The organism is Gilliamella sp. A7, from assembly GCF_002142015.1.
In the GTDB taxonomy this organism is placed as follows: domain Bacteria; phylum Pseudomonadota; class Gammaproteobacteria; order Enterobacterales; family Orbaceae; genus Gilliamella; species Gilliamella apis_A.
This window is the reverse complement of sequence record NZ_NASN01000034.1, coordinates 1-25,694: the sequence shown is the minus strand read 5'-3', so window position 1 is coordinate 25,694 and position 25,694 is coordinate 1. Positions and strand designations below refer to the sequence as shown.

At 33.7% G+C, this 25,694-nt stretch carries 19 protein-coding genes, 4 tRNA genes and 1 pseudogene; 12 read left to right on the top strand and 12 right to left on the bottom strand.

Translation table 11 applies throughout. The features are described from left to right. The 5 genes and pseudogenes from B6D18_RS13020 to pflA form a co-directional block, all read left to right on the top strand. Nucleotides 1-110: pseudogene (locus B6D18_RS13020) on the top strand (Fe(2+)-trafficking protein); the annotation flags it as partial. A gap of 8 nt (nucleotides 111-118) precedes the next feature. Then, nucleotides 119-1,189 (top strand): membrane-bound lytic murein transglycosylase MltC, encoded by a 1,071-nt coding sequence (gene mltC, locus B6D18_RS08750; protein ID WP_086364105.1) that lies wholly within the window; start codon nucleotides 119-121, stop codon nucleotides 1,187-1,189. A gap of 200 nt (nucleotides 1,190-1,389) precedes the next feature. Beyond that, nucleotides 1,390-2,238 (top strand): formate transporter FocA, encoded by an 849-nt coding sequence (gene focA / locus B6D18_RS08745; protein ID WP_216818922.1) that lies wholly within the window; start codon nucleotides 1,390-1,392, stop codon nucleotides 2,236-2,238. 64 nt (nucleotides 2,239-2,302) lie between these two features. Continuing rightward, on the top strand, nucleotides 2,303-4,585 hold the full coding sequence (pflB, locus tag B6D18_RS08740) for a formate C-acetyltransferase (protein ID WP_086364102.1): 2,283 nt from the start codon (nucleotides 2,303-2,305) through the stop codon (nucleotides 4,583-4,585). Nucleotides 4,586-4,830: 245 nt separating this feature from the next. Continuing rightward, nucleotides 4,831-5,607, top strand: coding sequence for a pyruvate formate lyase 1-activating protein (gene pflA, locus B6D18_RS08735; protein ID WP_216818921.1), 777 nt, complete (start codon nucleotides 4,831-4,833; stop codon nucleotides 5,605-5,607). A 48-nt stretch (nucleotides 5,608-5,655) separates the two neighbouring features. Here the strand turns inward: pflA and rarD are convergent, their stop codons facing one another. Together rarD and serS are read right to left on the bottom strand one after the other, a co-directional pair. Continuing rightward, the gene (rarD, locus tag B6D18_RS08730; RefSeq protein ID WP_086364101.1) at nucleotides 5,656-6,552 is read right to left on the bottom strand and encodes an EamA family transporter RarD; all 897 of its coding nucleotides are present in this window, start codon (nucleotides 6,550-6,552) and stop codon (nucleotides 5,656-5,658) included. 78 nt (nucleotides 6,553-6,630) lie between these two features. After that, nucleotides 6,631-7,923, bottom strand: coding sequence for a serine--tRNA ligase (serS, locus tag B6D18_RS08725; RefSeq protein ID WP_086364100.1), 1,293 nt, complete (start codon nucleotides 7,921-7,923; stop codon nucleotides 6,631-6,633). Nucleotides 7,924-8,699: 776 nt separating this feature from the next. Here serS and B6D18_RS08720 point away from each other — a divergent pair. Then, on the top strand, nucleotides 8,700-8,969 hold the full coding sequence (locus B6D18_RS08720; protein WP_086364099.1) for a DUF4190 domain-containing protein: 270 nt from the start codon (nucleotides 8,700-8,702) through the stop codon (nucleotides 8,967-8,969). Nucleotides 8,970-9,599: 630 nt separating this feature from the next. Here B6D18_RS08720 and B6D18_RS08715 read toward each other — a convergent pair. From B6D18_RS08715 to recA, 8 genes are all read right to left on the bottom strand, one after another. Further along, nucleotides 9,600-9,676: transfer RNA gene (locus tag B6D18_RS08715), tRNA-Arg, on the bottom strand. A 20-nt stretch (nucleotides 9,677-9,696) separates the two neighbouring features. Then, nucleotides 9,697-9,773, bottom strand: a tRNA-Arg gene (locus tag B6D18_RS08710). 18 nt (nucleotides 9,774-9,791) lie between these two features. Beyond that, nucleotides 9,792-9,868, bottom strand: a tRNA-Arg gene (locus B6D18_RS08705). Between the two features lie 17 nt (nucleotides 9,869-9,885). After that, nucleotides 9,886-9,978 (bottom strand) — tRNA-Ser (locus B6D18_RS08700). A gap of 123 nt (nucleotides 9,979-10,101) precedes the next feature. Beyond that, a complete protein-coding gene (gene csrA / locus B6D18_RS08695; RefSeq protein ID WP_065578109.1) occupies nucleotides 10,102-10,302 on the bottom strand; it encodes a carbon storage regulator CsrA in 201 nt (66 codons plus the stop codon). A gap of 144 nt (nucleotides 10,303-10,446) precedes the next feature. Further along, on the bottom strand, nucleotides 10,447-13,080 hold the full coding sequence (alaS, locus tag B6D18_RS08690; RefSeq protein WP_086364098.1) for an alanine--tRNA ligase: 2,634 nt from the start codon (nucleotides 13,078-13,080) through the stop codon (nucleotides 10,447-10,449). Nucleotides 13,081-13,271: 191 nt separating this feature from the next. Continuing rightward, nucleotides 13,272-13,772, bottom strand: a complete 501-nt coding sequence (locus tag B6D18_RS08685) for a regulatory protein RecX (RefSeq protein WP_086364097.1) — start codon at nucleotides 13,770-13,772, stop codon at nucleotides 13,272-13,274. Beyond that, nucleotides 13,772-14,818, bottom strand: a complete 1,047-nt coding sequence (gene recA, locus B6D18_RS08680) for a recombinase RecA (RefSeq protein ID WP_086364096.1) — start codon at nucleotides 14,816-14,818, stop codon at nucleotides 13,772-13,774. Before recA ends, B6D18_RS08685 begins: the two co-directional genes overlap by 1 nt. A 442-nt stretch (nucleotides 14,819-15,260) precedes the next feature. Between recA and B6D18_RS08675 the strand changes: the two genes are divergently transcribed. Genes B6D18_RS08675 through B6D18_RS08665 form a run of 3 tightly spaced genes read left to right on the top strand, consistent with a single transcriptional unit; the run spans nucleotide 15,261 to nucleotide 18,737 of the window. Continuing rightward, nucleotides 15,261-16,505, top strand: a complete 1,245-nt coding sequence (locus B6D18_RS08675) for a PqiA/YebS family transporter subunit (RefSeq protein ID WP_158092559.1) — start codon at nucleotides 15,261-15,263, stop codon at nucleotides 16,503-16,505. A 10-nt stretch (nucleotides 16,506-16,515) separates the two neighbouring features. Next, nucleotides 16,516-18,153, top strand: a complete 1,638-nt coding sequence (gene pqiB, locus B6D18_RS08670) for an intermembrane transport protein PqiB (protein WP_086364094.1) — start codon at nucleotides 16,516-16,518, stop codon at nucleotides 18,151-18,153. Beyond that, on the top strand, nucleotides 18,153-18,737 hold the full coding sequence (locus tag B6D18_RS08665; RefSeq protein WP_086364093.1) for a membrane integrity-associated transporter subunit PqiC: 585 nt from the start codon (nucleotides 18,153-18,155) through the stop codon (nucleotides 18,735-18,737). The genes pqiB and B6D18_RS08665 overlap by 1 nt, the downstream gene beginning before the upstream one ends. 61 nt (nucleotides 18,738-18,798) lie before the next feature. On the opposite strand, the gene pabB is transcribed toward B6D18_RS08665, so the two are convergent. Both pabB and B6D18_RS08655 read right to left on the bottom strand, forming a co-directional pair. Further along, the gene (pabB, locus tag B6D18_RS08660) at nucleotides 18,799-20,538 is read right to left on the bottom strand and encodes an aminodeoxychorismate synthase component I (protein ID WP_158092558.1); all 1,740 of its coding nucleotides are present in this window, start codon (nucleotides 20,536-20,538) and stop codon (nucleotides 18,799-18,801) included. Nucleotide 20,539: 1 nt separating this feature from the next. Continuing rightward, entirely contained in the window at nucleotides 20,540-21,112 is a 573-nt protein-coding gene (locus tag B6D18_RS08655; protein ID WP_086364091.1) for an aminodeoxychorismate/anthranilate synthase component II, read from the bottom strand. Between the two features lie 300 nt (nucleotides 21,113-21,412). Here B6D18_RS08655 and manD point away from each other — a divergent pair, with 300 nt between their 5' ends. The 3 genes from manD to B6D18_RS08640 are packed head-to-tail and all read left to right on the top strand — an operon-like array spanning nucleotide 21,413 to nucleotide 25,543. After that, a complete protein-coding gene (gene manD, locus B6D18_RS08650; RefSeq protein ID WP_086364090.1) occupies nucleotides 21,413-22,627 on the top strand; it encodes a D-mannonate dehydratase ManD in 1,215 nt (404 codons plus the stop codon). Between the two features lie 22 nt (nucleotides 22,628-22,649). Further along, nucleotides 22,650-23,984 carry an MFS transporter gene (locus tag B6D18_RS08645; RefSeq protein ID WP_086364089.1) on the top strand — a complete coding sequence of 445 codons (1,335 nt, stop codon included), beginning with the start codon at nucleotides 22,650-22,652 and terminating at the stop codon, nucleotides 23,982-23,984. A gap of 50 nt (nucleotides 23,985-24,034) precedes the next feature. Continuing rightward, nucleotides 24,035-25,543, top strand: a complete 1,509-nt coding sequence (locus B6D18_RS08640) for a mannitol dehydrogenase family protein (RefSeq protein ID WP_086364088.1) — start codon at nucleotides 24,035-24,037, stop codon at nucleotides 25,541-25,543. The last annotated feature ends 151 nt before the right edge of the window (nucleotides 25,544-25,694 follow it).

Here is a 25,694-nt window from a genome sequence, read left to right as displayed (position 1 = left end):
AATTTAATATGATGAATCTAGAACATCGTAAAAAAATTGAAACTGAAATGGTTAAGTTTTTATTTGAAGGTGAAGACGTGGTTGTTGATGGGTATAAACCTGAAAATTGAGAGCTAAAATGAAAAATAACTATAAAATTATTACTTTACTCATTTCCGTAACTTTATTAACAGCTTGTCCTGGTTCAAAAAACAAAAGTACCGATGAAGATTATTATATAAAAGATACCAATGCATTTAATATTTTAATCAGTCAGTATGCGAATAATATAGAACAAATTTGGGGGCCTAAAGAAATTCTTATTGCTGGGCCAAAAGATTATGTTCAGTATCAAGATAATTTGCAAACACGAGTCCACATCAATTTTGTTTCAGGTGTGATCACAATCGAGACTTTATCTGATACTCCTCTAGCTCATTTAAAAGATGCGATTGTTTCGACACTACTTATGTCTGAGCCAGTTGATATCATTCGCCATGATAAAATAAGTCAGAACTTATCAGAAGAACCATTTTTATATAACCAAGTTCTCGACCAAGAAAGGCAGCCAATTCGTTGGAGTGGCAGGGCGAATAGTTTCGCTGATTATTTCCTTGCTAATAATCTAAAAGTCCGCTCATCTGGTTCTCATAAAATTACCTATGTTGAAATCAAGCTGGTTCCAAATCATATTAATGAACGAGCAAGAAAATTTTTACCACTCGTTACTGAAGCATCAAATCGTTATTTTATTGACGAACGATTAATTTTAGCCATTATGGAAGTAGAATCTGCATTTAACCCTTATGCAGTCAGTCGTACCGATGCGTTAGGATTAATGCAAGTACAACAACATACTGCTGGCCGAGATATCTTTAATTCACGGGGAAAATCAGGCGAACCTAGCCGTCAGTTTTTATTGGATCCACGTAATAATGTTGATATGGGAACCGCTTATTTATCACTGTTAAAAACGAAGTATCTGGCCGGTATAAATAACCCAATTTCATTAAGATATGCGATGATCACCTCCTATAATGGTGGTGCTGGTAGTGTATTGCGCACATTTTCTAGTGATAGAAATGAAGCCATTAATATTATTAACTCAATGACACCGCAACAAGTTTATCGAAAATTAGTAACATCACATGTTTCCCAAGAGTCACGTAATTATCTAGTGAAGGTAAGTAGAATTTTAGATAATAAGTAATCAATTACTAAGTGAGTTTGAGCTACTTTTTTAATCTAAATAATATATGGAAAGAGAGCCTATCTTATATACAATTTAAACTGTTAATAACTAGTGATTTTTAAGTTTTAAAGATTTTTAATAAAAAAAAACGTGATCTACTTCAATTTTTGAGTATACTATGCGTCTCATAAAACCCTAGTTTTTTTGAGGATGTCAACTTGAGTAATGATAAGCTTGTGGACTCATTTTCTCCTGCACAAATGACCCAAATTGCCGAAGAAATAGGCAATTACAAAGTAAATAAACACCCTAGTAGCACTATCTTATCTGCCATCATTGCTGGTGTATTCATATCAATAGCTTTTGTTTTTTATATCACAGTTACGACTGGAACAGCTACAGTAGCTTTTGGTTTGGCTAAGTTAGTTGGTGGTATCTGTTTCTCTTTAGGATTGATGTTAGTGGTATGCTGCGGTTCTGATCTTTTTACTTCAACAGTACTAACGATATTACCTAGAATGACCCATAAAATTAGTTGGACAAAAATGATTCGTAATTGGATTTTTGTCTATATTGGTAACTTTATTGGTGCTATACTGTTTGTAACAGTTATTTGGTTTTCTGGACAATATATGGTAGCCAATGGTTTGTGGGGATTGAATGTATTACAAACTGCAGATCATAAATTACACCATACCTTTATTGAAGCCGTATGCTTAGGTTTACTCGCTAATTTAATGGTTTGTTTAGCGGCTTGGATGAGTTATGCGGGTCGTAGTTTACTTGATAAAATGTTAATTATGGTATTACCTGTAGCTATGTTTGTCGCCAGTGGTTTTGAGCATAGTATCGCAAACATGTTTATGATTCCGATGGGCATTGTCATTAAAAACTTTGCATCGCCTGAATTTTGGACGGCGGTAGGCGTATCTGCTGATACGTTTAGTTCATTAACAGTTGAGCATTTTGTCTTAAATAATTTAATCCCAGTAACAATTGGGAATATATTGGGTGGTTTAGCTGTAGCGCTACCTTATTGGGCTTTATATCTTCGTAAGCCACATTGATTTTATAATATTTACCCTTATATAAGAGTAGATAGGTATTTATGTAAACCTGAGGTTAATAATTATGAGTAATTTAAACGAAGTACAAGCAAAAGCTTGGAAAGGATTTAAAGAAGGTGATTGGCAAAATAATGTCAATGTTCGTGATTTCATTCAAACAAATTACACACCTTATGAGGGTGATGAATCTTTCTTAGCTGGCGCTACCGATGCTACCACTAAATTGTGGGATAAAGTTATGGAAGGCATCAAATTTGAAAACTCCACTCATACACCAGTTGATTTTGATACCAGTGTAATTTCAACTATTACTGCTCATGATGCAGGTTATATTGAAAAAGATTTAGAGAAAATTGTTGGTTTACAAACTGAAAAACCACTAAAACGTGCGATTATCCCGTTTGGTGGTATCAAAATGATCGAAAACTCTTGTAAAGCTTACGACAGAACTTTAGATCCATTAGTCAAAAAAATCTTCACTGAATATCGTAAAACTCACAACCAAGGTGTGTTTGATATTTATACTCCAGATATTCTTCGTTGTCGTAAATCAGGCGTTATTACTGGTCTTCCAGATGCTTATGGTCGTGGTCGTATCATTGGTGACTATCGTCGTGTAGCTCTTTACGGTATCGATTATTTAATGCAAGATAAATTTGCGCAATTCACTTCATTACAAGCTGACTTTGAAAATGGCGTTGATTTACCAATGACTATGCAACGTCGTGAAGAAATTGCTGAACAACATCGCGCACTAGGTCAAATTAAAGAAATGGCTGCGAAATACGGTTTTGATATTTCAGCACCAGCAACTACAGCACAAGAAGCTGTTCAATGGACTTATTTTGGTTATTTAGCTGCGGTTAAATCTCAAAATGGTGCGGCTATGTCTCTTGGTCGTACTTCAACATTCTTTGATATTTACTTCCAACGTGATCTTGCAGCTGGCTTAATTACTGAAGAAGAAGCACAAGAAATTGTCGACCATTTCGTTATGAAATTACGTATGGTTCGTTTCTTACGTACTCCTGAATATGATGAATTATTCTCTGGTGACCCAATCTGGGCAACTGAATCTATCGCAGGTATGGGTGTTGATGGTCGTACATTAGTGACTAAAACATCATTCCGTTTCTTAAACACTTTATATACCATGGGACCTTCTCCAGAGCCAAATATGACAATTCTTTGGTCTGAACAGTTACCTTCTGGATTTAAAGAATTTGCTTCAAAAGTATCTATCGATACATCTTCATTACAATATGAAAATGATGATTTGATGCGCCCTGATTTTAACAACGATGACTATGCTATCGCATGTTGTGTAAGCCCAATGATTGTTGGTAAACAAATGCAATTCTTTGGTGCTCGTGCTAACCTTGCAAAAACTCTTCTTTATGCAATCAATGGTGGTGTGGACGAGAAATTAAAAATGCAAGTTGGGCCTAAAGAAGATCCAATTACAGACGAATATTTAGATTTTGATAAAGTATTCGCTCGTTTAGATCATTTTATGAATTGGTTAGCTAAACAATATGTAACTGCGCTAAATGCTATTCACTATATGCATGATAAATATAGTTATGAAGCTTCATTAATGGCGTTACATGACCGTGATATTATTCGTACTATGGCATGTGGTATTGCAGGCCTTTCTGTTGCAGCTGACTCTTTATCTGCAATTAAATATGCGAAAGTAAAAACTATTCGTGATGAAGATGGTCTTGCAGTTGACTTTGAAATTGAAGGTGAATATCCACAATTCGGTAACAATGATCCACGTGTTGATGACATTGCTGTTGATTTAGTTGAACGTTTCATGAAGAAAATTCAAAAACTTAAAACTTATCGTAATGCAATTCCTACACAGTCTGTATTAACTATTACTTCAAACGTCGTGTACGGTAAGAAAACTGGTAACACTCCAGACGGACGTCGTGCTGGTGCACCATTTGGACCAGGTGCTAACCCAATGCACGGTCGTGACCAAAAAGGTGCAGTAGCTTCATTAACTTCTGTTGCTAAATTACCATTTGCTTATGCGAAAGATGGTATTTCATATACTTTCTCAATCGTTCCTAATGCATTAGGTAAAGATGATGATGCGCGTAAACGTAACCTTGCTGGACTAATGGATGGTTATTTCCATCATGAAGCAACTGTGGAAGGTGGTCAACATTTAAATGTTAACGTATTAAATCGTGAAACATTATTAGATGCGATGGAACATCCTGAAAAATACCCACAATTAACTATTCGTGTATCTGGATATGCAGTACGTTTCAACTCATTAACTAAAGAGCAACAAAAAGACGTTATAACACGTACTTTCACTCAATCAATGTAATTTAGTTAATAATAAGCTTAAATTAAATAGCGTCCTTTAAGGGCGCTATTTTTTTGTAATTAAAATTTCTGCTTAAAAAAAGTTATTGAATTATATCAAGCAACTTTATTTAATTGTCTTGATATATATTCACTATAATTAAATTAATATCGTTTCTCACTTATTGGTGTAATTGGTGAAAGCATTAGCATAACTGAGTTAAAATAAGAAAGAAGAGCAATGTAAGCAATTATCAGAGAATTGTTATGGAAAAAAATATTATTATGACAACAGAACAACCGATTAAAGGTCGTATTCACTCTTTTGAGTCTTTTGGTACAGTTGATGGGCCAGGTATTCGCTTCATTGTTTTCTTTCAAGGATGCTTAATGCGCTGCTTATATTGTCACAATCGTGACACATGGGATTTAAAAGCAGGGCGTGAAATTACTGTCGCTGAGCTGATGAAAGAGATCATCACTTATAAAAATTTTATTATGCCTAATGGTGGTGGCGTAACAGCATCTGGTGGTGAAGCAACCTTACAATCAGAATTTATCACTGAGTGGTTTAAAGCTTGTCATGCTGAGGGTATTCATACCTGTTTAGATACTAATGGTTATGCAAGACAACTTGATCATACCGTTGAAGAGTTAATGGAAGTAACTGATCTTGTGATGCTTGATTTAAAACAAGTGAATGATGAGATACACCAAGAATTGGTAGGTGTTCCAAATAAACGGGTTTTAGAATTTGCTAAATATCTTCAAAAGATAAATAAACGAACTTGGATCCGCTATGTTGTTGTACCAGGATGGACGGATGATGATAATTCAGCCCATTTACTTGGTCAATTTATTCAAGGAATGGATAATATCGAAAGAGTTGAATTACTTCCATACCATAAGCTCGGTGCATATAAATGGGATACACTGGGTGATAAATATATGTTAGAAGGTGTAGAAGCTCCACCTCGAGAAACATTGGATCGAATTCAAGCAATTATTGAAAGTTATGGTCAGTATGTGACATTTAGTAAATAAAGTTAATTAACTAGTAAAAAGGCACCTATTATGGAGCCTTTTTATCTACTATTTTAATCTTTTTCGTTTTACTGTTCGTAATATATAAATAGTTCCTTCCAGAGCTAGCACACAAACTGATAACCAAATAAGTCCGTATGGTAAAATATGCTCTGCGGATACTGATTCATTTAAAAATAATACAGAAACAACAGTAAGTAATACTGGTTCCACATATCCTAGTAATCCAAATAGTCCAAGCGGTAACAGTCGTCTGGCCATAAAATACATAGCAAAGGCAATGGCAGTAATAATACCGAGCATTGGAATAAAAATATGAAAATGAGATAAATCACCTATAATCTGATTATATGGATAATGTAAAAGAAAATAAATCAGACAGCCTATAAATATAAAAAAGAAGTCCGAAAAAGTTCCTGCAATACCTTCTATCTGTAATTTGCGTCGTATCATAAAGTAAATAGGATAACCCAAGGCGATGACAGCAGTTTCCCAAGAAAAAGCGCCAGTAATATAAATTTCTAACAGAACTCCTGTGCTAGCAAGTAGTACTGCAATTTTTTGAAAAATACTTAGCCTTTCTTTATAGAAAATTTGCCCAAAGATCACCATACTTAATGGTAATAAAAAATAGCCAAGTGAAGCCGATAATCCATGACCATTTATTGGTGCCCAAATAAAAATAAGCATTTGAATAGTCAATAGCAGAGAAGAAAATAATAACCCAACTAAAAGAAATGGCTGATGCTTAATTCGAATAAAGAGGGCAGATATAGATGACCATTGCTTTTCAATCAGAATTAATACAATAATAGCTGGAAAAGATGTTAATAATCGCCAGCAAAAAATATCTATTACAGATAAAGGTTGCAATAATACAGGATAGTAATACAGCAAGCCAAAAAGACATGATGCTAGGATTGATAATGCAACACCTTTTATCATCTTATTTACCTTAATTAGTAAAAAAATAGCGCTAATTAATAGCGCTACAATGTACAATGAATAGATGAAATTATAAAACTAACCGATAACTTCAAGGCCATTCATATATGGCACTAATACTGATGGTACTTTAATTGTTCCATCTGCTTGTTGATAATTTTCCATTATAGCAACCAAAGTACGTCCAACAGCTAAACCTGAACCATTTAGTGTATGTACTAGATAAGTTTTATTATCAGCTTTATTGCGGTAACGAGCTTGCATACGACGCGCTTGGAAATCCCACATATTTGAGCATGAAGATATCTCACGATAAGTATTTTGTGCTGGTACCCAAACTTCTAGATCATAAGTTTTGCAAGAACCAAAGCCCATATCTCCAGTACAAAGTATAATTTTACGATATGGCAATTCTAATAATTGTAAAACTTTTTCAGCATGTGCCGTTAATTCTTCTAATGCTTGCATTGATTCTTCTGGTTTAACAATTTGTACAAGTTCGACTTTATCAAATTGATGCATACGAATTAAGCCACGGGTATCTTTACCATAAGAACCAGCCTCAGAACGGAAACAAGGCGTATGTGCTGTCATTTTTAATGGTAATACGCTTTCATCAAGAATCTCATCACGCACTAAGTTAGTAACAGGCACTTCTGCAGTTGGAATTAGTGCATAATTACTGCCTTCTGACTCTTCATCAAGAGGTTTGGTATGGAATAGATCTCCGGCGAATTTAGGTAATTGACCTGTTCCAAAAAGCGTAGCTTGATTCACTAGATATGGTACGTAAATTTCAGCATAGCCATGTTGTTCAGTATGTAGGTCTAACATAAATTGCGTAATTGCACGATGTAAACGAGCTATTTGTGATTTCATTACCACAAAACGAGCGCCAGTAAGTTTTACACCAGCAGCAAAATCAAGACCACCGAAACGTTCACCTAATGCAACATGATCTTGAATAGGAAAATCGAATGTTCTTGGGGTGCCAAAACGAGAAATTTCAACATTATCATTCTCATCTTTACCATCTGGCACAGAATCATTAGGAATATTAGGGATATTGGCAGCAATATCTTTAATTTGATTAAGAAGTTTATCAAGCTCTGTTTTTGCACTATTAAGCTTTTCGCCAAGTTTGTTTACTTCTTCGCGCACAGTTGAAATATCTTCACCACGTGCTTTTGCTTCACCAATTGCTTTCGAGCGTGCATTGCGCTGCGCTTGTAAGTTTTCTGTTTCAACCTGTAGTGTTTTACGTTTTTCTTCAAGTTGTCGAATTGTCTCAACATCTAATTTAAATCCACGACGTGCTAATTTGCTAGCAACGAGATCTAATTCATTTCGAAGTAAATTTGGGTCCAACATAAAAAGAGTCCATTATTGTTTATTAATGTTATTTATTTAATTTCTTATTTTAGTACAGCTAACAAAACATATAAATAAAAAAGTATGATTAATAACACATATGAAATTCGTGAGTTAAGTATACTAGAATTGTTTTGGGATTCAACCGAGGTGGCAGGCCCGAACAACGCTAAATGATATTCATAAATTTATTTAATTGGATAAGAAAATAATTATTTGTTATATGCCAAACTCTATACATATAAAAATGTTTTATTTTTGTATTTATTACTGTTGTGTATTTAGCTCAATTTTTTAAGGTGATTATTATTAATAAAAGCAAATACAAATACAAGTTATTGACAGTCATTTTTTAGTAAAATATATAATATTAAAAACGTCGTTTTGTTTGTAATAATCTATTATTCTATTTTTCTTCAATGATAAATTAAATTTCAAATCATCTATTTGTTACTAAAAAAATATTTTTTATGCAGATATTATTAGTGCTTTTAGCCGGTAACAGTTTGGATTATTACTATTTTGAACAATTTTCTTTTCATCAAAATTTTATATAAAAGTCAAAATAATCAATAAAAAACAGTTTAAAAGCTTTTTAGGTTTATTCTCTATCGACTGCCTCTTGAAAAATTTTTCAAGGATTCAGTGAGCTGTGTGGTAGTTGGCAACAGTGAATGTTGAATGGATCTTATATTGATTTGCAAAAACGATAATATTATACTTAATTGCTATTTATTTATTTTAAATTTTCAAAAATTTTACAGGGTAGAAGGTAAATGGAACAACAAAAGAACAAAGCAACAAGTGGTTTAGCTATAGCTGGAATGGTTTGTGGGATTGTATCATTAATTCCTATGGGATTTTTTAGTATTATTGTAGCTATTGTTGCTATAGTGTTAAGTGTTATTGCTAAGAATGATATAAGAAATAACAATAAAAATGGTGAAGGTTTCGCTACGGCTGGGATGGTTTGCGGTATTATTGCTCTTGTGCTATGGCTTTTATTGATAGTTATAATTGGTGGTGCAATATTATCATTTATCTAATCATATAAATAAAAAATTATTCTTAATTAAAGCTGACAAAGTCAGCTTTTTTTTATCTAGATGGGTAATATAATAAATTTACTTTTTTTCTATCTTTTCAAATTTACATTTTTAGTTATGTAATTTCTTTTTTAATCATAGAAGCGTTTTTTTCTCATTCATAAAATGTTTTATCCGTTTCTCGACATATTTTAAATTTATCGTGTAAATTCATTTTTTATTTATTCCCACTTTACGCATTTAACAGCTTTTATCGGATGAGTTAGGGACAAGAATATCAAGTAATAAATAAAATGCTTTTTAGAACGCTTTAAATGAGCGCTATTAGCCTTTTTTTATCTGATAAAGGGGGAAGGTAGGGTATTTTATCAAACTCATCATATTTTGTGTTTTATTGGATATATATTAAAAATATTATTCTTTAGTATTTATCACTTTAATTTATAAACAGCAGAGATGATTATTAATCCGGTAATAGTCTTATTCCATTACACGCTTAACCGATTTTACAAAAATGTATAAAGAAAAATATTTTTAGGAGGATTAACAAATCGTTATTAGTTTTACTGAAGTCGATATAAATTCTTATTTTTATAATTGTAAGAAAACAAAATACTTTTGGATGCTTAATGGTGCACCCGAAGGGATTCGAACCCCTGACCGCTCGGTTCGAAGCCGAGTGCTCTATCCAGCTGAGCTACGGATGCTTGTAAGTTCGTTAAAAAAATGGTGCATCCGAAGGGATTCGAACCCCTGACCGCCCGGTTCGTAGCCGGGTACTCTATCCAGCTGAGCTACGGATGCGTATTTAATATTTTAAAATGGTGCATCCGAAGGGATTCGAACCCCTGACCGCCCGGTTCGTAGCCGGGTACTCTATCCAGCTGAGCTACGGATGCATATTTTAATTTTTAAATGGCGGTGAGAGAGGGATTCGAACCCTCGATGCAGCTTTTGACCGCATACTCCCTTAGCAGGGGAGCGCCTTCAGCCTCTCGGCCATCTCACCAAAACATTATGACTCTGCTTTAACGACAAAATCATAATGTGTGGCGCACATATTACGTTCTAGAAAAAATAAGTCAAACATTTTTTTAAGAACACGTGCTAGTTGTTTATTTCGTACCCAATATTACTCTTTGGGCTGAACTAATTCATCACTTTTATCTTGCGATTGATGAATTCTGTTGTATATTTCTTCTCTATGAATAGAAACTTCTTTAGGTGCATTAATACCGACTCTGACTTGATTACCTTTCACGCCCAAAACGGTAATAACAACGTCGTCACCAATTATAAGTGTTTCACCTACTCTCCGAGTTAAAATTAACATTAGATCTCCTAATATCAGTTAAGTATATATCCAAACAATTTTAAGATATAGCTTCGTCAGCCTTCCATCAATAAGACAGAAAGACGGAATTTTACAGAAATACACTAATGTTTAATTAACAAACAAACACTGGAGCACATCTGGCTAACTTGCTTGTAATTTATTACTGATTTCCTTTTTCACAGAAGATAACGCTTCTGGTAACGCTGAGAGATCCATTCCACCTGCTTGAGCGAAATCAGGCCGCCCACCACCTTTACCACCTACTTTTAATGCTAATTGAGATACTAATTCACCAGCTTTAACAATATCTAATAAATCATTAGTTACACCGGCAGCTAAATTAATTTTGTCACCATTAACAGCCGCTAAAATAATTACACCCGTTTTCAATTGATTTTTCAAATCATCGATCATTGTGCGTAACATTTTTGCTTCAATGTTATCAAGTTTAGCAACTAGCAAATTCTTGTTATTTATTTTTTCACATTGATCAAGCAATTGTCCACTCTGTTGGCTAGCTTGTTGGGCCTTTAACTGCTCCATTGCTTTTTCTAATGCTTTAGTTTGATCGAGCAATTGCTCTATTCGTGATAACACCGCTGATTTATCACTTTTAACCAATTGTCCAATTTGATTTAATAAATTAGATTCATGGTGTATGTACTCCATCGCATTTTGTCCTGATGTGGCTTCAATACGACGTACTCCTGAGGCAATACTAGATTCAGAAGTAATTTTAAATAGGCCTATATCTCCAGTTCTATCAACATGTGTGCCACCACAAAGTTCGATAGAGAAATCGCCCATTGTTAATACTCTAACAATATCTTCGTACTTCTCGCCAAATAATGCCATAGCACCTTTATTTTTAGCCTGATCAATAGGCATCAGTTCTATGTCGACAGGCAAGTTACGACGTATTTGTTGATTAACTAGATTTTCAATTTCAACAATTTGTTCTTGCGTAATAGCTTGATTATGCGAGAAATCAAATCGAAGATAACTGTCATTAACTAGTGATCCTTTTTGATGTACATGATTTCCTAAAATACGTTGTAGAGCAGCTTGCAATAAATGTGTTGCAGAATGGTTACGTCGGATACGTTCCCTTAGTTCGACATCTATTGCGGCGGTTACAATATCACCAACTTTTAATGTTCCTTTGGTGACTTTACCTATGTGACCGATACTTTTGCCATATTTTTGGCTATCAGTCACATCGAATACTAAATTAGCTGAGCTTAATATCCCTTTATCACCAACTTGGCCACCAGATTCGCCATAAAAAGGCGTTTTGTCTAAGATGACAACAGCGGTATCGCCAGCATTAATAACTTCAACTTTATTTCCATCTTGGAAAATTGCGATAATTTTTCCTGATGATTCATTAAGTTTATAACCTAAAAATTCAGTTTTATCATCTAGTTTAATCATATTGCTATAATCAACACTAAATGAACTTGATTCACGAGCTCGTTTTCGTTGTTCTTCCATGCATTGATTAAAGCCATCTTCATCAATAGTGATGTTTTTTTCACGACATACATCAGCAGTAAGATCTAATGGAAAACCGTAGGTATCATACAGTTTAAATGCAACATCTCCAGGTAGTATTGCGTTAGAAATCTTACCTAATTCTTGATCAAGCAAAAATAAGCCTCGTTCTAATGTTTTTAAGAACTGTTCTTCTTCTATTTTTAGCGTTTCTTCAACCAATTTTTGGTTATTTGCTAATTCATTAGCGGCGCTTCCCATTACATCAATTAATGGTTTAACTAACTTATAAAAGAATATATTTTTAGCACCTAGCATATGTCCATGACGTACAGCTCGGCGAATAATTCGACGTAATACATAACCTCGGCCTTCGTTTGAAGGTAACACTCCGTCAGAAACTAAAAAAGCACAAGAGCGTATATGGTCAGCAATAACTCGTAATGATTTACTTTCTAAATCTTTAGTTTGGATAATTTGTGCAGCATCTTTTATTAATTTTTTAAACAGATCAATATCGTAATTTGAATTGACATGTTGTAATACTGCAGCTATTCGTTCAAGCCCCATACCTGTATCAACGGAAGGTTTAGGTAGCGGTTCCATAGTACCATCAGCGTGACGATTGAATTGCATGAAAACGATGTTCCAAATTTCAATAAAACGGTCACCATCTTCTTCTGCACTTCCTGGAGGTCCCCCCCAAATATGATCGCCATGGTCATAAAAAATTTCCGTACAAGGTCCACAAGGTCCAGTATCTCCCATTTGCCAAAAGTTATCAGACGCATATGGTGCCCCTTTATTATCACCTATGCGAATAATACGCTCTTTTGGAATACCAATTTCATTTTCCCAGATTGCATAAGCTTCATCGTCGGTTTCATATACTGTTACTGTCAAGCGATCTTTTGGTAAGTTAAACCACTTGTCGCTGGTTAGTAACTCCCATGCAAAATGAATCGCATCATGTTTGAAATAATCGCCAAAGCTAAAATTTCCTAGCATTTCAAAAAAAGTATGATGTCGAGCTGTATAGCCTACGTTATCAAGATCGTTATGTTTTCCTCCAGCACGCACACAACGTTGTGATGTCGTCGCTCTGGTATAAGATCGTTTATCAATACCAAGAAAAACATCTTTAAATTGATTCATTCCCGCATTGGTGAATAAAAGTGTTGGATCATTGTGTGGAACAAGGGAACTACTCGCAACAACTTCGTGTCCTTTGCTATGGAAAAAGTCAAGAAAATTTTGACGAATTTCTGCAGTGCTTTTCATTTATGCTTCCATATTAAACGATAAATTTTTAGACATAGTAATATACCCGTTACAACTTAAGTTGAAAAGTAAATATTCTTAATACAGCGATTGATCTAATTACTATTAGTAAGGAATAAAACTAAAAGATCTTGAGAGCTTTTTACGCAATGGGCATTCATAATGTGTAGTATTGTAGGGACTATAATAGTTTAAGTCAATAAACTATACATAGTTTTTATATCGCTTTGTGTAAAGCCTCTTGAGATTAAAAATTGTACTACTTTTTGTTTTTGTTGATTATTTTTAGGATCAATAAGTTTAAACTTTTTCAACAATTGTTGATAAGCTATCTCAGCCCAATTAATATCAGCTAAACTTAAAAGTTTTTTATTAATATCAGATGATAAACCTCGTTGTTTTAATTCTAAACTAATTTTATATCTTCCATAACCTTTATTAGCACGCATAAATATATATTTTTCAATATATTGCTCATCATCCATCCAATGTTGATAAGTACAATGTTCAATGACATGTTCTATTTGTGTTTTTAATTGGCTTAATTGTTCTGGGTAGTCATCTTCTGCACATTTTATTTTTTTACTAAAAAATAAGGTTAATTTTCTGGTAAGCTCATATGAGGAGTGATCACGCTGTGCAAGTAGTTGCACAGCTTTGGCTAAAATTAATTTATTAAGATTGTGTGACATTATTCGAAGTTTTCATTTTCTATTGTTGATTCTTCATCCTCAGCAGAAAAAATAGCAGGACTATTTAATAATAAATCACGCAATTTTGTTTCAAGTTCAGTAGCGATTTCAGGATGTTCTTGTAAAAACTTAATTGAATTGGCTTTACCTTGCCCAACCTTCTCGCCATTATAGCTATACCATGCGCCAGCTTTATCAACTAACTTATGTTTGACACCTAAATCGATCAATTCACCTTCTTTTGATATACCACATCCATAAAGAATTTGGAATTCAGCTTGTCTAAATGGCGCAGCGACTTTGTTTTTAACCACTTTTACCCGAGTATCACTACCGATAACATCTTCTCCTTCTTTTACTGCACCAGTACGGCGGATATCTAAGCGCACTGAAGCATAGAATTTTAATGCGTTACCGCCAGTAGTTGTTTCAGGATTACCAAACATAACACCAATTTTCATACGAATTTGGTTGATGAAAACGACAAGGCAATTTGCATTTTTGATGTTAGCGGTTAACTTACGTAATGCTTGAGACATTAAACGTGCTTGTAATCCCATATGAGAATCACCCATTTCACCTTCGATTTCCGCTTTCGGTGTTAATGCTGCGACCGAGTCGACAATAATGACATCAACAGCGCCAGAGCGAACTAATGCATCACAAATTTCAAGTGCTTGTTCACCAGTGTCTGGTTGTGAAACTAATAAATCATCAACTTTTACCCCTAATTTTGCAGCATAAATTGGATCTAAAGCATGCTCCGCATCGATAAATGCACAGGTTTTGCCTTCTTTCTGAGCTTGTGCAATAACTGATAATGTTAATGTTGTTTTACCTGATGATTCAGGTCCAAAGATCTCAACAATTCTGCCCATTGGTAAGCCACCAATACCCAATGCTATATCTAATCCTAAAGAACCAGTTGAAACGGCATCCACATCTAAGGTTTGTGTGTCGCCTAAACGCATTATTGAACCTTTTCCAAATTGTTTTTCGATTTGACTTAATGCTGCTGAAAGTGCTCGTTGTTTGTTTTCATTCATATAATTAAATTCCAGTAAGTAAGGATATGAAACACATTATACTGTATTGTTATACAGTATCAAGTTTTTTTTATAAACAGTACTAAATTGATTAATTATGTGAAATTATTCACAAATTTTCTTAATATTTATTAATAAATCCTAATTCCTAATGAATTAAAAGTCATTCAAACAGTTTTTTTGAACAACGATCTACATATCGTAATTGTATAAAATGACAATAACCAAATTATGCTAATTTAATTAGGTAATACTTTCATAAAAAAGAAGCATTTGATATGATTAATACTAAAAAGCTTTTGGTCATTGACATTATTAATGTATTAAATTAATTACCTCAAAACATGATCGTTTAATGGATATTGGCAATTTTTTATAATTAAACGTTATGCTAATCAGAAACATCTTTACTAATTAATACACTATCAAATAAAGGAAAATGATGACGATTGATAATCAAAATTATGTATTGTGTTCCCATTGTGATTTGGTTATCGGATTAACAAATGTCGCGATTGGCCATAAAGCTACTTGTCCTCGCTGTGCTACGATATTGTTTAAAAATCAGAACAATATGAAGTTTCGCGCGGCAATGTATGCATTTTGTTCATTAATTATGCTAATCGTCGCTTGTGGGTTTGTATTTATTGATATTAATTTAGTCGGTAATGTTAATGGTGTAAGTGTTTTAGATATACCCAAAACACTTTTTTTTGATAGATATAATTATATTTCCACACTATTTGTTTTATTTGTACTTGTTTTTCCACTATTAAATTTATCCATTATTGTATTACTTTGTTCCAAAATAAAACTGACAAAATATCGAAAAAGAGATCTTTTGATCGTGTATGGAAAATTTCAACATTGGTGTATGCCCGAAATATTTTTAACTGGAATTTTAGTTAGTTTTGTTAAATTAATGAGTTATGGCAGCCTTGGTGTTACAGGAACATTTTGGGCGTTTTGTTTATTTGTTTTCTTTTATATCAAAGCATTGGTTATTTTTACACCGGGTAAAATATGGAATGAAATCCACCGTAATAATTTTACTTTAAAACCTTTAGAAGTAGGTAAAACTGGAATTTATCAAAATATAAAATTGTGCAACTGTTGCCATGCTATGGTTCCTACTGAGTATGCTAAATGTCCAAGATGTAAACAAAAAAGTCAAATCAGAGGAAGAGATAAAATACAGTGGACGATTGCACTTTTAGTCACGTCACTGATTATTTATATACCAGCTAATTTATTTGGTATCATGATTACCGAAGTCTTTGGGGCACCATCGAGTTCGACGATTATGGATGGTGTTATCTATATGTGGCAAGCTGGGGATGTGCCGGTAGCGTTAATCATTTTTGCTGCTAGTGTAGTTATCCCTATTTTAAAAATTATTTCACTTAGTTGGCTTTGTTATTTTGCTTTAGCAGTTAAGAATAAGAAAAAACGTAATTGTCTAAAAATGAAGAAATTATATAATGCTGTTGAATTTATTGGTAAATGGTCAATGATCGATATCTTTGTGGTTTCAGTGGTGTGTTCTTTAGTGAGAAATCAACAAATGATGGCTGTATATCCTGATATTGGGGTAAGTTTTTTTGCTACTGTCGTTATCATTACAATGATTGCATCCCAAAAATTTGATCCACGTTTGCTTTGGGATCGAATACCAACTAGAAAATAATAGGAATAATATGGTAAGCTCAAATAAATCTGCAAAAATAATTAAAATTAGAGCAATTTCAGCAATATGGATTATTCCCATAATTACCGCAGTTGTTGGTTTATGGATTATTTATGCCCATTTTGCTGATCGAGGCACACCTTTTACATTATTAGCTAAAGATGCAAGTGGTATTGTAGCAGGTAAAACTGTCATAAAAAATCGCAGTGTTGATGTTGGTATCGTTGATGAAGTGACATTATCTGATGATTACAAACAAGTCGTAATCAAAGGTCGTATCTATAACGATATGAATCCGCTTTTGAAAAATGATTCAATATTTTGGGTGGTTAAACCTGAAATTGGTCGTGATGGTGTGACAGGGCTAGGGACTATTTTATCAGGTGTCTATATTGAACTTGTTTCCGGGAATGATACTCATAGCTTTAAAAATAACCCATTTATTCTATCTGATGCACCACCGTTATCCGATCCAAGTATAAAGGGAATTCGTATAAATTTAGATAGTGATCAAAGTGGTGTTGTGCCACGCGGTGCTAAAGTGATGTTTCGTGGCTATCATGTTGGTAATGTTGAAACGTCACAGTTTGATGTTGAAGCGCGTAAAATGAAGTATCAAATTTTTATTACCACACCTTATGATGCATTAGTTACCGAAAATGTACGATTTTGGAAAGAGGGGGGGATCAATTTAACGTTATCTTCTCGTGGTGCTAGTTTAGATGTGCCCTCTTTAGATGTTTTATTGTCAGGAGGAATTAGTTTTGATTTACCTGATGGGGCAAAATTAGGACAACCCGCTAAGCAACATGATGTTTATAAATTATATGAAGATAGAAAGTCGATTCAAGATTCTCAATATACCGAGTATAAAGAATTTATTATTATGCTTAATGAGTCAATCTCTGGTTTAACCGAAGGGGCGCCAGTAGAGTATCATGGTATAAGACTTGGTACAGTGAGCTCGGTACCGTTCTATACATCGGAGATGTTGAAAGATATATCAATTCTCAATCAAAAAGTACCTGTATTAATTAGGATCGAACCAGATCGTTTATCTGAATTAGTAGAGGATAAGATTGATATTGTCGCTTTGATTATGGATGAACAAAAAAATGGCCTAAGAGCATCCTTAAAAACTTCAAATATATTTACCGGTGCGCTCTATATTGATTTAGATTTTTATCCAGAGTTAAAAGACAAATATGATACTAAATTAGCTAAACAATATGGATACGATACTATCGAAACTACATCAACTGGATTTTCGCAAATTCAAGCAAAAATACTGCAATTATTAGATAATTTTAATAATTTACCTGTAAACAATACTATGGAGCAATTTAATAAATCCTTAGAATCGAGCCAACGCTTAATGAATACCATCAATCAAATTATGGCAAGTAAAGAAATGCAAAATATGCCAAAAGATTTACAGAGAGCTATGCGTTCATTAAATGAAGCGATGAAAGGAATACAACCAGGTTCACAACTTAATACACAAATGAATGAAAGTTTACAGAAAATTCAACAAATGATGGATGAATTAACTCCTTTACTTCATACACTAAATAATAAAAGTAACGCATTGATCTTTTCTGCACCAAACAAAACAGATGAAGAACCAAAAGCCAGAGGAAATAAATAATGTTTAAATCGATTCGATGCTTTAAAATTACACTATTGATAGCATTATTAACGGTAATGGTAGGCTGTTCGTCGAATACTTCAGGAAAAAATTATTTTCAACTAACAAGTAATTTAGTTAATACTGATTTAATGACGACTCGTTCGACCAATAAGTTTATTTGGATTGAGTCTATTGAAGTAGCCAGTTTTTTAAATAAATCAGGCATTGTTTTACAAACACAAGATATAAAATATGTCACAGCAACCAATAATTTATGGGCATCGACGCTGTCTCAACAATTTGCAGATAGATTATCGCAGGATCTAACTCAACTTTTACCTAATTATTTAGTCTCAACTAAATCTATTACTACACCGACATTAACAATTAAGCTTTTTATTGATGGTTTCCATGGTAGTTATAATGGTGATGCAGTGATAAAAGGTCGTTGGGTAGTGACAGATAGCAAAGGTCAAATTAGATCTAAAATCATTGAGCGTCATGTGCCATTGGCAAAAAATGGTTATGGTGCGTTGGTAAAAGCCTTATCGCAAGGTTGGCAAGATGAAGAGTTAGAATTTGCAAATTCAATCAATTATTAGTTATTGTTAAATATTCCGCCAATATAATGGCGGAATATACTAGGTTGTCAATTTCATATTACTATAACTGTTTTTTCAATCTATTTAACACCTGTTCTTCAATCTCAATCCAACCACGAACACTATTAATAAATGCTATTTTATCGGCTTGTAAAATATCTTTTTTGTTAATTGTTTTCTCAATTAATTTATGTTCATTTAAATAATGTTGTCGCATAGTACCAGCTAATAATCCTGATGTAATAACAGGAGTTATCCACTTATCATTAATTAATAGGGCGATATTACCATTAACAAACTCGGTGATTTCATCATTTTGGTTATAATTGATATATTCTTGGCCAACTGTCAATTGAGGAAAATGTTGTCGATTGGTTGTTTTATGATATAGAAAAACATTATGTTTATCGACACTTTTAGGCGCAAAAGCTATATTATCAATCACCATTGAGGTAGTGAGCAAATCTGTGCTTATTTCCGATTGTCCTGATTTTGATTGCTGAAGTCTAACTTTATATTTTCCTAATGGATATTTTTTTGCGAGCTTCGTTAATGTCTGTTTGACTGTTTGAATATCACATGTAAAATCAAAATATTGCGTTGAGTCGTTCAATCTGTTTAAATGCGCATCAAGTAGTAAAAACTCTCCATTTTCAAGCAATAAGGTTTCAATAATATATTCAGGCATAGACAAAGTTCTATGCAAAATAGCTGTTTTCGCTAGGACTTCGTTATATTCATCATTGGCGCTTGAATCCCAGGTTATACCTCCACCAACACCATAATTCAATTGTTGATTATTAATGGTTAAGGTACGTATTGGAATATTAAATATCGCTTTTTTCATAAAAGGGTCAATATAACCAATTGTGCCACAATACACACCACGAGCTGAATTCTCAATATTACTAATAATTTGCATAGTACTTGCTTTAGGCGCTCCAGTAATTGATCCACATGGAAACAGTGCTTGCAATAGCTGATATAAATTAATATTTTCTTTTAATATTCCTTGAATAGTCGAGGTCAGTTGCCATACAGTTGGGTATTTTTCTGCGGTAAATAATTGTGGGACGGTGACCGATCCAGATTTTGAAATTTTACTCAAATCATTACGCAATAAGTCAACAATCATCATATTCTCAGCAAGATTTTTTTCTGATTTCAACAACTCTGCTTGTTGTTTATCTTGTTGTGTCGTCAATCCTCGGGCGGTAGTACCTTTCATTGGTTTCGTTGTAATAGTTTTATCTTCTAATTTAAAAAATAGCTCAGGAGAAATAGATAAGATATGATAATTTTCAAATTCTATATAGGCACAATAATTGGCAAGATTATTTTTTTGTAGAAAGTAATAATAATCTAAAGGATTACTATTAAATGGTGCACTAAATTGAATGGTATAATTGGTTTGGTAAGTATTACCTAATTCAATTTGCGAGTGAATATAGTCAATTTTTTGCTGATATTCGTTAATATCAGTATCACAAGATAACTTTAACGATAGTGGTGAAAAGTGATTTGAATCTGGAATCGGCTCACTCGTATACTTATCAAAAATACCAAATAATAGTAATGGTAAATCAAGATTTGAGCTTTTTATAACTTTGGTCTTATTGCTTTCACTAAATCCCATAGCACTTTCATAAGCAAGATAACCACAAGCGTAATAACCTTTATTTGTGAAGCTTTCTATTTCATCAATGTGTTGTTTAATAGATCTATAATCGTTTGATTTTATAATTTTGATTGGATCACAAAAATATTTACGTTCACCTTCAAAATCGATATAAATTTTCATTTTAATTACCATTAACAAAGTTGCTAATTATTTTTAAACCAAATTCTGTCTTAATTGCCTCAGGGTGAAATTGTACCGATTCTATTGGCCGTGTTTTATGGCGTAATCCCATTATTAATCCTTGCTTATTTTTAGCGGTAACTATTAAAGGTGATTCATTTGATGGCAAATTAGTTTGGGCAATTAGAGAATGATACCTAACTACGGAGAGTGGATTTTTAATCCCGACAAATAAGCCTTGCTCATCATGAGTAATTTCATCAATTTTACCATGCATTGGTACTGGGGCTTTAACAATGTTATAACCAAAATATTGTGCAATCGCTTGATGACCTAAACAAATGCCAAGGATTGGGCAGTGATTAACAAAACAATTGATTGCCGATAATGATATTCCGGCATTATCAGGTGTTCCTGGCCCCGGAGAAATGACCATTTTGGAAAACGATAATTGCTTTAATTCGTCAATAGATTTTTCATCATTTTTGATGACCATAACTTCGGCACCAGCACGGCAAAGGTAATCATAGATATTAAAAGTAAAAGAATCGTAATTATCAATTAGAAGAATCAAAATAGTACCCAATGCTTAATAATTATAAATAAAGGAGGTTTTAACGAGTGACTGGTGATTTTATTATAAAAAGCGATGCTATATAAAGTAATTAATTACTTATTAAAAAAACTATCTACGACTATACTAGACATTTAAAAACCCTGTTTCTCAAAAATTTGAGGAGCGGGGTTTTTTATTACTTATTTCTCATAAAGTTAATATTTATGTGATCAATATCACACAATTTTTCTAATCTACTTGTATGGTAGTATAATTGGAATTAAAGTTTGCTCATTAATCATTTTTCAGAGGTATCAAATGAAAATCGTAAAAGCAGAGGTTTTTGTGTGTAGTCCAGGAAGGAACTTTGTCACATTAAAAATCACTACAGATTCAGGCATATATGGAGTTGGTGATGCGACACTCAACGGACGAGAATTATCTGTCGCATCATATCTCAAAGATCATCTTTGTCCACAGTTAATCGGCCGAGATGCTAGTCAAATTGAAGATATATTTCAATATTTCTATAAAGGTGCTTATTGGCGTCGTGGGCCAGTGACCATGTCAGCGATATCAGCAATTGATATGGCGTTATGGGATATCAAAGGTAAAGTTGCCAATATGCCACTTTATCAGTTATTAGGTGGATCTTCACGTACTGGTGTCATGGTTTATTGCCATACCACTGGTAAAGATATTGAAGAAGCGTTAGATGATTATGCTAAACACAAGGAAATGGGTTTTAAAGCCATTCGTGTTCAGTGTGGAATACCAGGAATGAAGACCACATACGGTCAAAGTAAAGGTAAAAATTTAGCTTATGAGCCGGCAACTCGAGGTAATTATCCAGAAGAGCAATTTTGGGCAACCGATAAATACCTTGATTTCACACCCAAATTATTTGAAGCAGTAAGAAATAAATTTGGTTTTAATGAACATCTATTGCATGACATGCACCATCGTTTAACCCCAATTGAAGCAGCACGATTTGGCAAAAGTATTGAAGACTACCGACTATTTTGGATGGAAGATCCGACACCTGCAGAAAATCAAGAGTGCTTCCGTTTAATTCGTCAACATACCGTAACACCAATTGCTGTCGGTGAAGTATTCAATAGCATTTGGGATTGTAAACAATTAATTGAAGAACAACTGATTGATTATATTCGAACCACGATAACTCATGCTGGTGGTATTACACATATGCGCCGGATTGCTGATTTTGCGGCTCTTTATCAAGTTAGAACTGGTTCGCATGGTCCATCTGATTTATCACCAATTTGTCATGCAGCGGCGCTGCACTTTGATATGTGGGTACCTAACTTTGGTGTACAAGAATTTATGGGTTATTCCGAACAGATGTTAGAAGTTTTCTCGCCTAATTGGACCTTTAATGATGGTTATATGCATCCAAGTGACAAACCCGGATTAGGAATCGATTTTGATGAAAAACTTGCAGCAAAATATCCATACAATCCTGCTTATTTGCCAATTGCTCGTCTAGAAGATGGCACATTGTGGAATTGGTAATTAAAAAATGAAGGAAATTAATATGTCAACTTTAGAAACAATGGAAGAAAAAGAAAAACGGAATATTATAAGGCGTGTAGCTGTTGCATCATCTATTGGAACTGCTGCAGAATATTATGATTTTTTTGCATATGGAACGGCAGCAGTACTCTTTTTTGGTCAACTGTTCTTTCCTAGTAATGATCCTTTTATTAGCACTCTTGCAGCATTTGCTACTTATGCAGTAGGTTTTTTTGCTAGACCTATTGGCGGTATTGTTTTTGGTCATATGGGCGATAAAGTAGGAAGAAAAAAAGCGTTAGTCATTACTATTCTAATTGTTGGATTAGGAACATTCGTTATTGGTTTATTACCAACTTATGCATCAATTGGTTGGTGGGCACCTGTAATTCTAATTTTAATTAGAGTTCTACAAGGATTTGGTGTTGGTGGCGAACAAGCAGGTGCGGTGTTGATGACAGCGGAATATTCTCCGCCTGAAAAGCGCGGATTTTTCTCTAGTTGGGTGCAAATAGGGGCACCACTTGGTTTTTTGTTACCTTCAGCGCTTTTTGCTTTATTAACATCATTACTTTCAGAAGAACAAATGCTTGATTTTGGTTGGAGAATACCATTTTTATTAAGTTTACTTTTAGTTATATTGGGATTATTTATCCGATTACGTATTGACGAATCACCAGTTTTTGAAAAAATTAGACAAACTAAAGCTGTTGAATCTTCAATGCCGTTGAAAGATGTTATGAAAAATTATCCGGGGATTGTTGCTAAAGGGGTTGGTGCAAAACTAATTGAAGCATGTTCATTTGCTATGTTTACAGTGATTGTTTTAGCCTATGTAAATGTAAATCAATTTAATAAAAGTTATGTATTAGATGCAATAATTGTTGCTGTAGTCATCGAAATTTTTACTATCCCGTTAATGGGTGCTTTATCGGATAAATGGGGAAGAAAAAGAGTCTATATACTTGGCGCCCTTCTGCAAGTAATTTTTATAGTTCCATTTTTCTTAATGGTCAATACACAAAATTATATGTTAATTCAGTTAGCAATGATAATTGTCTTACCTATAGGACATGCTATGTGTTATGCACCACAAGCATCATTCTTCCCAGAATTATTTCCGACAGCAATTCGTTGTAGTGGTATAGCGTTGATATGGCAGGTTGGTTCATTAATTGGAAGTGGTATTTTAGGGCTTTGTGCAGTTAAGATTTTACAAATGTGTAGTGGACATTATTCTGGATTAGCCTTGTATGTTGGTACATTAGGTATTTTATCTGTTATCGGTATTGCGTTATTGCCTGAAACAGCACCTAATAAAATTAAAAAAGAATATCAACAATGGGTAGGAAAATAAAACTACAAAATAAATGATTATTTTTAATTAATTATTAATTAGAGACTTTTATGAGATTATCAAATCAAACTTTATCACAACTACCTAAAGAGGTAGTTGTTCCAACTTATGATAGAAGCAAAATTAAAACCAAAATTGTTCATATTGGTTTTGGCGCTTTTCATCGTGCTCATCAAGCTGTGTATACGGATATACTAGCTGCACAGCATGATAGCGATTGGGGATATTGTGAAGTTAACTTGATTGGTGGTGAAGCTCAAATTCAAGATTTAAAACAACAAGATTGCTTATTTAGTGTTTGTGAAATGTCTTATGATAATTGGAATACCCGCGTTGTTGGTGTTGCAAAAGAAGCATTACATGCAGATATTGATGGAATACAAAAAGTCTTAGCGGTGATGACTCGCCCTGAAATTGCGATTGTATCGATAACCGTAACTGAGAAAGGTTATTGCTATCTACCTTCGACAGCAACTATAGATATTAATAATCCATTAATTAGTCATGATATTTCTTATCCTTATGCACCTAAATCTGTTCCTGGTGTCATTGTTGAGGCGTTGCGTTTACGTAAAGAGCAAGGATTAAAACCATTTACGGTGATGTCTTGTGACAATATGCCTGAAAATGGACATGTTACACGTAATGTTGTTTTAGCATTGGCTAAACAGCGAGATCCTACTTTAGCCCAATGGATCGATGATAATGTTACGTTTCCATCTACAATGGTTGACCGAATCGTACCAGCCGCAACGCCAGAAACTATGGCAAAAATAAACAAACAACTAGGTGGTATTGATGATCCCGCCGGTATTGCCGGTGAACCATTTAGACAATGGGTTATTGAAGATAATTTTGTGGCAGGGCGCCCCCAATGGCAAAAAGTGGGGGCAGAATTAGTTAATGATGTATTGCCATATGAAGAAATGAAGTTACGCATGTTAAATGGTAGCCATTCATTTTTTGCATATTTAGGCTATCTAGCCGGTTATTTACATATAGATGAATGTATGCAGGATGCTAATTATGTTACATCCGCTAGGCATTTAATGCTAAATGAACAAGCAACAACGTTGCGAGTTAAAAATGTTGATCTATCTGCTTATGCTGATTCGCTACTTGATCGTTATCGAAATACCGGTTTAAAACATCGTACATGGCAAATTGCAATGGATGGAACATTGAAGTTACCTCAACGAATGCTTGATTCAATTCGTTATCATCTAGCTGATAATACTGCATTTGATTGTCTTGCTTTAGGTGTTGCTGCTTGGATGCGTTACGTGAGTGGGATTGATGATGCGGGTAAATCTATTGAGGTAAGTGATCCGTCAATTATGCAAATAACCGACCTTGTCGCAAATAGTACCGATGATGAAAATAGAGTAAAAGCGTTATTGTCTTTAACTCATGTGTTTGGTAGTGACTTGCCGCATAATCAACTTTTTGTTGATAAGGTAATTAACGCTTATCTGTCATTACGAGATTTAGGTGCTAAACAGACAGTTAAAAATTTAACTGAACTTTTTAGTACTATAAATGCAACTAACAATAATTGATAATAACTAAGGTGTAATAGCTTATTTAAGCCATTACACCTTCTATAATCATCTTTCTAGCTATTTAATATATATAGTATTTTTTAAAAAAACTTTTCTTATATTTAAAAATCACCTACTATTTATTGTAATTTAATTTATTACATAAAAG